General features: G+C 66.6%; 6 protein-coding genes and 1 pseudogene. 3 read left to right on the top strand and 4 right to left on the bottom strand.

Annotated features, from left to right (window positions below; translation table 11 throughout):
* The 3 genes from INE98_RS03465 to lptF all read right to left on the bottom strand — a co-directional run.
* Nucleotides 1-2,044 (bottom strand): LPS assembly protein LptD (locus INE98_RS03465; RefSeq protein ID WP_293536604.1); only part of this gene is annotated, 2,044 nt, incomplete at its 3' end.
* Nucleotide 2,045: 1 nt separating this feature from the next.
* On the bottom strand, nt 2,046-3,152 hold the full coding sequence (locus INE98_RS03460; RefSeq protein ID WP_293536602.1) for an LptF/LptG family permease: 1,107 nt from the start codon (nt 3,150-3,152) through the stop codon (nt 2,046-2,048).
* Nucleotides 3,149-4,291 carry an LPS export ABC transporter permease LptF gene (gene lptF / locus INE98_RS03455; RefSeq protein WP_293536600.1) on the bottom strand — a complete coding sequence of 381 codons (1,143 nt, stop codon included), beginning with the start codon at nt 4,289-4,291 and terminating at the stop codon, nt 3,149-3,151. Before lptF ends, INE98_RS03460 begins: the two co-directional genes overlap by 4 nt.
* 134 nt (nt 4,292-4,425) lie before the next feature.
* On the opposite strand from lptF, the gene INE98_RS03450 reads away from it, so the two are divergent.
* The 3 genes from INE98_RS03450 (at nt 4,426) to INE98_RS03440 (ending at nt 7,134) form a co-directional block, all read left to right on the top strand.
* Nucleotides 4,426-5,880 (top strand): leucyl aminopeptidase, encoded by a 1,455-nt coding sequence (locus INE98_RS03450; RefSeq protein WP_293536599.1) that lies wholly within the window; start codon nt 4,426-4,428, stop codon nt 5,878-5,880.
* Complete coding sequence (locus tag INE98_RS03445; RefSeq protein WP_293536598.1) at nt 5,877-6,326, top strand: DNA polymerase III subunit chi; 450 nt, start codon at nt 5,877-5,879, stop codon at nt 6,324-6,326. Before INE98_RS03450 ends, INE98_RS03445 begins: the two co-directional genes overlap by 4 nt.
* Before the next feature lie 385 nt (nt 6,327-6,711).
* The gene (locus INE98_RS03440; protein ID WP_293536597.1) at nt 6,712-7,134 is read left to right on the top strand and encodes a VOC family protein; all 423 of its coding nucleotides are present in this window, start codon (nt 6,712-6,714) and stop codon (nt 7,132-7,134) included.
* Nucleotides 7,135-7,179: 45 nt separating this feature from the next.
* On the opposite strand, the pseudogene INE98_RS03435 reads toward INE98_RS03440, so the two are convergent.
* A pseudogene (locus INE98_RS03435) lies at nt 7,180-8,256 on the bottom strand (ATP-binding cassette domain-containing protein); the annotation flags it as partial.

Here is an 8,256-nt window from a genome sequence, read left to right as displayed (position 1 = left end):
GACCCTGTGGCAGGGATACATCCGCGCCCGCCTCTGCGCGGCGCACATCCAGGTTCTCCCCGTCAAGGCGGGTTTTTCCGAACAGGCTGACCCCCGAGATCGGCGTGGCCTCCGCGGAGATGATCCAGTCCGAGGCCTTTGTGGCCAGTCCGGACGTCGTTGAGAAGACTTCGGAGTCATTGGACCGGAAGCTGCGTCCGAGGACAAAGCTTGCCCGCCGGCCATCATCCCACAGGACGCTGGCGCGCCCAGCCAGGCTGAGACGCAGGCCGTCCTCGACAAGGTCATATCCCGGAAAGCGATTCAGCCTGAACAGGCTGGTTTCGTCGAAGACCGCGGTGGCCGAATCCTCGTTGAGGTAGATGGGGGCTCCCGTGGGGGTCCGGCCGACCCGGATCAGGGCTGCGCCTGCCGACGCCAGGACCTGCGCGGTTGGCTCAAGAACCACAAGAGCGGAGCCGATTCGTTGGCCTAGGGGCAAGGAAACGTCCGCTCCGAGGCTCGCCAGGGCGCGCCCCTGGAGTCGCCCTTGTCCAATTTGCGGATCGACATCGTCGAGGCTGTAGCCGTCCATCCTGAGATTGCCGAAGGTGGCGATCCTCAACCCTGCAAGGCTGGTGGAGGTTCGCCGCCAATCGCCCTCGAATGTGACCCGGCGGCTGTCCAGTCCGGGCGTACCGGACGGGCTGGCGGGTGCAGCGTCGCGCGTCAGGACGACTGCCGAGGTCTGAACCCTGAGCCGGCCGCCTCCGATGCTTGTGACGGGTTCGAACCGGCCCTCTATGAAGGGACCCACCCGAGGGAAGGTTCTGTCATCATCCTCCGGGCGGAGCCCCTGGATGCTGAAGGCTCCTGCCGACAACCAGGACCGCGCCGTCTGATGGGTGGTGTAGACCTGTGAGATCAGTCGGCGGTCGTCCGGCACGAAGGGGCCCCGGGCGATATAGACCTCACCGACGTCATATTTCTCGAACAGCAGGTTGTCGGATGTCCGCTCGGCGCTGAAACCCCACCTCCACTCCGGGGTCAGGGCGAAGGCTCCTGACGCCAGGAGGTAGCTCCGGGAGGTCGGGTCGCCAAAGGCGTTCCCATCCCCGTCGAAATCCCGGTCGTAGGTGAAGCCGCCGCGGACATCCACGGCCCCCGACCGGAAGCGCTGCCGGTAATGGGCGTTCACGAAAGGTGCAACCCGGCTGTTGATCTGAGGCGACAGGGTTACGTCAGCGGAGGGGCTCAGGACGAACAGGTAGGGCTGCTCATATGACAGGCCTCGGCGCCCAGATGTCTGAATATCCGGCGTCAGGAAACCGGATCTGCGCTCCGCCTGGGGGTCGGGATGCCAGAAGACGGGCAAATAGAAGACTGGGAGCCCACGGACGCGGATGACGGCGTTCCGGTAGGTGACCACCTGTCGCTCACGGTCCTGCACGATCCTCTCGGCCTGGATGGACCAGGAGGGCGCTCTGGTCTTCCCGTTCTCTGCGCAGATTTCGCAGGGGGTATAGATCGCGCGATTGAGCTCGTTGAGGGTTTCGCTCCGGCGAACGGCGGTGGCCGCCGCCATCTTGATCTGGCCCTCGCTTCGGGCCGCAAAGCCTGATGCCGCGCCAACCGTCAGCGACTGATCAAGGACGATCTCGTCGGCAAACTGGGCTGTCCTGTCCGGGTTGATGATACGGACCTTGCCGCGGGCCCTGATCATCCGGCTCGCGGACTCGAAGACCACTTCGTCCGCGGTCAGGGTGCGCCCCTGGTATCGGGCCTCGACATTGCCGGTTGCTATGGTCCGGCCATTCTGTTCATCCCGAAGGACCTTGTCGGCCTCCAGGTAGAGCTGATCCGGGTTCAGGCCATCCGCCTGCTGCCGGAGCGCTGAGTCCCCGGAGGCGGGCGCCTTGCGCGCGGGCTCTGCAAGACCACTCGCAGGGAGGGTCAAGGCGACGACGGCCAGCCATACGGCCGGCCCCCATGTCCTTATCTCCGAGCGCACCATGAATTCCTCGTACCGATCGCCGAGGCTCGACTCGCGTTTGCAGGGAGTCACCTCAACCGTCCTCGGTGTAACAGAGCACGGCGAGGCCGGACAGGAGGGCTACCAGGGGCGGCGCCCAGCCGCCGACCAGGGGGGGCACAATGTCGGCGGAGGCCAGGGCGGCGGTCATCTGGTTGAAGAAAAAGATCAGAAACCCCGCCGCCGCCCCGGCGCCTACGGTGAGCGCAAGGCCGCCTTGTCGGGAGAGCCGGAGCGACGCCGCCGCCGCCAGGATCGCCATGGCTGCAAACAGGACGGGAGTTGCGAGAAGCTGGTGCAGTCTGAGGCTGAAGGGCTTGGTGCTGAAGCCTGCCAGTTCGGTCTGACGGATGGCTGCGGGAAGGCTCCAGAAGGTCACGGCCTCCGGAGACGAGAACCGGTCCAGGGCCGCCTGTGAGGTGAGCGTGGAGCGTATGGACAGGGAATCCGAGCGCACTGCGCTTTGCCCCGCAGCGGCTTCGCGGACATCCCGGAGATTCCAGAAACCGGCGCGGAGAACCGCCTCGGCCGCCTCAATCCGGCGTCGGAACTGAAGCCGGCCCTCGGCGTCCTTCTGGTAGACGAACAGGGACACCGCCCTGAGGCGGACGACATCGTCGGTCAGGTCCCGCGACTTGGCGTGGATGACGATCAGCCCCTTGTCATCGCCCTGCCGGAGCCAGACCTCCTTGGGTGCGTCCGCAAGATAGGTTTGCATCAGTTGGGCGCGTTCGACCTCGAACCGTGCCGAGAGTTGAGCTGCGAGCGGGTTCAGCGCCATGACCACGAGGAGACCGAGGAAGAAGGCCAGTGCGGCGGACGGGGCGATGAACCTCCAGGCCGAAACACCCGCCGCGCGCATCGCCGTCAACTCGCTCGAACGATTGAGGCTCACGAAGGCCGCGATGCCTCCGAACAGGAAGACAAACGGGGACAGGAGCAGGATCAGGCTGGGCGATCGCAACACCGTCAGCCAGAGGATTTCGCTCACGGCGGCGTCGGCGCGCACTCCGACGGATCGGGACAGCTCCTCGAACTGGATGAGCAGGATCACGGACGCAATCACGGCGAGGGCGCCGGAAAAGCCCCGAACGGCCGCGCGGAGAAGGTAGAGGTCGAGAATTCCCAGCCGCCGTCTCACGCTGATACGACCCCCGTGCGGCGGGCGAGCGGTCGGCCCGGGAATGATGCGCGCCTTGAGATTTGGCCTCGGAAGACGGCTCCCAGGGCCCAAACCGTCGCAAGCGCGGGAATCATATACTGAAGGATATTCATCCAACTCGCGGTTTCAGAAGCAGAAACCGCCACAAAACCCAGAATTCTGACGACGGCTGCAACTCCGCCAGCCAGGGCGATCCGGCGCCCGTACCCAAGGCGCGAGAAGGCTCCGCCGAGGATGGCCCAGACTGCAAGCCCCATGAAGGCAAGGTTGTAAAGCGGCGTGGCCAGTCGCGCATGCCCCTCGGCCAGAAGCTTGAGATGGTTTCGCTTTTCCCAGTCCTGAGTGAGGTCCGGGAAGAGAAGTTCCCGGAGGAATCTGTCGGAGGGCTTGTAGTGAATTCGCTCCTCGCCTCTCAAAAACTCATTGAGTTCAAATGGATAATCCTCAAATGTCAGGTAGTTCAGGACGCCCTCGGGCGAAATCTCCTGGGTGGATCCGCGAAAGAGCCTGAGGATCGGCGCCCCGTCCTGGATGACGAGTCGCCCGCTGTCGGCGGTGTAGGTGGTGGCGCCGCCATCGTCCTTTGCCCGATGAATGAAGAGATTACGGATCTCGCCGCTCCGTTCGACCGACTGCGCGTAGACGGTCAGGCCCGCCGCGGGCTGGGTGAACTGACCTTCCCGGATCAGGGCCGAGACCAGGTTGCTTCTCACCTCGAAGAGGACTTCCCGCATGGCCCGGTGCGAGGCGGGCTGGATCCACAGGTTGATCACCAGGGAGATCAGGGTGAGGGCGGCGGCGAGACGAAAGGCTGGCGCCATGACCCTCCACCGGCTCATCCCGCCGGCGAAGCAGACGACCAGCTCCTGGTCGGTCTGAAGCCGGTTCAGGGTGATGAGAGCCGCCACGAAGACGCTCACCGGAAGAACCATGTTGATCAGCTGCGGCATGGCCAGGGCGGTCGCCTGCAGAAAGACGGCGGCGTTCTGCCCTCCCGCGACAATGAGGTCGAGCTGGGTCAGGGAGGTGGACAGCAGCGCAAGCCCGGTCGCGGCGACGACGGCCCACAGCGTCGGCGCGAGGAACTGGCGGAAGAGGTAGCGGTCGATCAGGCGCATGATGAATAATCGATCCCAGCGGGCGATTTGCCGCGCCTGAATGTTCCGGGTGTTCTAATCATGACCCGCACCGCGGACGCAACCGCTCCCCAAAGCCCTCCGGGGGGCGGACCGATCAGAGGAACCGGAGAACCATGCAGATAGAATTCGTTTCACCCGACACAGGACTGGCCCCCAGGACCGTTCTGGCCTTCGCCGTTCCCGAGGGTGAGGCGTCAAGTTTCCAGGATGGCGTCTTTGCCGCCGCGGTCGCGGCCAGCCGCTTCACCGGGGCGCGCGGCCAGGTCCTGCAGGTCCATGGCGCCGCAGACAGGGTCATTCTGGTCGGCGCAGGAAAGATCGCCGAGTTCGACGCCCTCGCGGCGGAACACGCCGCCGCTTCGGCCTACGCCGCCGTGAAGACCTCGGGACTGGAGTGCCTCAGGCTGGTCCCTGCAGTCGATACGGGCGAGTTTGCAGCCCGCGCCGCCCTTGGTCTGAGGCTGGCCGCCTATCGGTTCGACAAGTATCGGACACGCGAACCTGCGGACAAGAAGCCGTCCATCGCCGCGGCGCAGATCGTGACGGGACACGCGGCGGCGGCGAGGGCGGCCATGCCGCCCCTCGCGGCCCTGGCCGACGCCGTGGTGTTCTCCCGGGACCTGGTCTCCGAGCCGGCGAACATCCTGCACCCCGTGGAGTTCGCAAGGCGGGTGAAGGCCCTGGAAGCCCTCGGTCTCTCCGTGGAGATCCTCGGCGAGCCGGAAATGGCGGATCTCGGCATGGGCTCCCTCCTGGGGGTGGGCCAGGGCAGCATTCGCGAGAGCCAGCTGGTGGTGATGCGCTGGAACGGGGCCGCAGATCCAGCCGCCCAGCCCGTCGCCTTCATCGGCAAGGGGGTCTGCTTCGACACCGGCGGCATCAGCCTGAAACCCGCCGATGGCATGGAGGACATGAAGTGGGACATGGGCGGCGCCGCGGCGGTCGCCGGCCTCATGCACGTGCTCGCCGGCCGTAAGGCGAAGGTCAACGCGGTCGGGATCCTCGGCCTCGTCGAGAACATGCCGGATGGGAACGCTCAGCGCCCCGGAGATGTCGTGACCTCGATGTCGGGCCAGACCATTGAAGTGATCAACACGGACGCCGAGGGCCGCCTCGTGCTGGCCGACGCGGTCTGGTATTGTCAGGATCGCTTCAAGCCGCGGTTCATGATCGACCTCGCCACCCTGACCGGCGCGATCATCATCTCGCTCGGCAATGACTATGCCGGCCTCTTCTCGAACAATGACGAGTTGGCGGAGAATCTCCTGTCGGCCTCCAAGGGGGAGGAAGAGCCCCTCTGGCGGATGCCCCTGCCCAAGGCCTACGAGAAGCAGATCGACAGCCCCATCGCCGACATGAAGAATGTGGGCGGGCGACCGGGTGGGTCCATCACTTCGGCGCTCTTCATCCAGCGTTTCGTCAATGGCCTGCCTTGGGCGCATCTGGACATCGCGAACACCGCCTGGAAGAAGCCTTCCACCGTTCCCACCATTCCTGACGGAGCGACGGGCTATGGCGTCCGGTTGCTCAATCGCCTGGTCGCCGACCACTACGAAGAGCGCGCATGACGACCTGCGAGGTCTGGTTCTATCACCTGGAGCGCCAGGGATTGGACGAGGTCCTGCCGACTCTGCTCGAAAGGACCCTTCAGAAGGGCTGGCGGGCCGTGGTGCGGGCGGCCTCCGCCGAGCGGGTTGAGCACCTGGAGGGGTGGCTCTGGAGCTACAGGGACGACAGCTTCCTTCCCCATGCGGCGGCGCCGCACGCGGGACCTGCGGACCCCGTCGCCCTGACCTCGGCGGAGGACAACCCCAACCTGGCGCAGGCGCTCTTCCTCGTGGACGGGGCCAGCGCCGGCGATCTGGCGTCTTTCGAGCGCTGCTCAGTCCTGTTCGACGGGCGGGACGAAGCCGCGCTCCAGCGAGCCCGTGACCAGTGGCGCGGGTTCCGGGACTCCGGGGTGACCGCCGTCTATTGGCGCCAGGGCGAACGGGGGTGGGAGAAGGTCGCGTGAGTCTCCGGCGAGTCGTCCGGTCGGCGGGCCTCATCCTCGTGCTGGCGGCTTCCGGCTGTGCCGCCCCGGTCGTACGGACCGAACGCCCCGAGGCGTCGGCGCCCGCTCCTCCGCCTGCGCCGCGTCTGCGCCCGGAGCCGCCGGACACATGTGGCCTGCGCGCTGTCCGCGATCTCGTCGGGCGACCGCGCTCGGCGATACCGGTGCCTGTCAACCCGGATCTGCGGCGGGTGACCTGCTCGCGTTGCGTCCAGACGCAGGACTACAATCCTCGGCGCTTGAACATCTTCTACGATGCGGACACCGGGGTGATTGAGCGCGTCGCGTGTGGCTAAAGCCCCGGCATCCAGTCCTGTCTTGAGGCGAAAGGCTTTTGGTTTCAGTCATGTCGGGTCGGCTGGCGTACACAACGCTTCTCATTGACGCCTATCAGCCTGCCCTGGAGTATTTTCGGGATGTCCTGAATTTCCAGGTTCTTGAGGACCAGGTCCTGTCCGATGACAAGCGCTGGGTCGTGGTGGCCCCGTCTTCCGAGGGCGGCGCCCTGCTTCTGGCTCGTACAAGCACCCCGGAACAGCGATCCCTTATCGGTCGGCAAGGCGGAGGTCGCGTGTGGTTGTTCCTGCAGACCCCAGATTTTGAACAAGAATATGCACGCATGTTACGAAACGGGGTCAGGTTCGAGGAAGCGCCTCGGGAGGAGAGTTACGGCCGCGTCGCCATCTTTGCGGACCGCTGGGGCAACCGGTGGGACCTGATCCAGCCCAGGGCCGTGGGCGTCCCGGCCGACCCCGGTCCCCTCGCCTGAACGGCGGGCGCCCGGGGGAGACGCTGCGGCGGGCTTCTGACCGCGCTAGGCTCTGAGCGCCTCCAGGGCTTCCACCGCCTCCAACCAGGCGCTCTCCGCGGCGTCGAGCGCCGCCTGGGCTTCACTGCGGGCCTTTCCGAGTTCGGCTGCGCGCCGGGGATCGCCGCTGAAGGTCGCCGGATCCGCCAGCGCCGCGTCCAGCTCCGCCAAACGGGCCGCCGCCCTTTCCATGGCCGCCTCCGTGGCTTCCACCCGACGACGCGCGTTTCCTGTCGGCGCCTTGGTCCGGGGCTGGGCGGGGGGAGGCTCGGCCACGGCGGGTGGCGGAGAGGGTTCCGGGGTCTTGGCGACGTCGCGGGCGGCCTGGCGCGCGCGCTCGACCACCCGCCTTGCGTAGTCGTCCACGTCGCCGTCAAAGGGCCGGACGGTCCCGTCCTCGGCGAGCCAGAGCCGGTCGGCCACCAGTTCCATGAGCGAGCGGTCATGGGTGATCAGAATGACGGCTCCCTCATAGTCGTTCAGGGCGTCCAGCAAGGCCCGGCGACTGTCGATATCAAGGTGGTTGGTGGGCTCGTCCAGAATCAGGAGGTGAGGGGCCTCCATGGCCACAAGGTTCAGCAGGAGCCGCGCCCGCTCGCCGCCCGAGAGGTTGGCGGCGGTCGTCTCGACCTTGTCCACCCCCAGGCCCCACTGGGCCAGACGACTGCGCCGGGCAGCCTCGCTGGCCTCGGGCAGACGGCGCCGCAGGATGTCGAGCGGGGTTTCCTCGGGATCCAGGGCTTCGATCTGGTGCTGGTGGAACCAGCCCACCTTCAGGCGGCGATCCCGCCAGAGTTCACCGGATTGCGCCGCGAGGTCGCCGGCGACCATGCGGGCGAAGGTCGATTTCCCGGCGCCGTTGACCCCAAGCAGGCCGATCCGGTCGTCGAGGTCCAGCCGCAGGTTCAGGCCCTTCAGGACCGGCCGGCCGGGCTCATAGCCGACGGCGGCGTTCTCAAGCCGCAGGAGGGGCGGGGCGAGGGGCTTGTCCGGCGAGGGCAGGAGAAACGGGGCGGTATGCTCCCGGGCCGAAGCGGAGACCGGCGGCAGGCGGGCGATCATCTTCAGGCGGGACTAGGCCTG

It is taken from the genome of Phenylobacterium sp., assembly GCF_020253645.1.
GTDB lineage: Bacteria > Pseudomonadota > Alphaproteobacteria > Caulobacterales > Caulobacteraceae > Phenylobacterium.
This window is presented reverse-complemented; position numbering and strand designations above follow the sequence as displayed.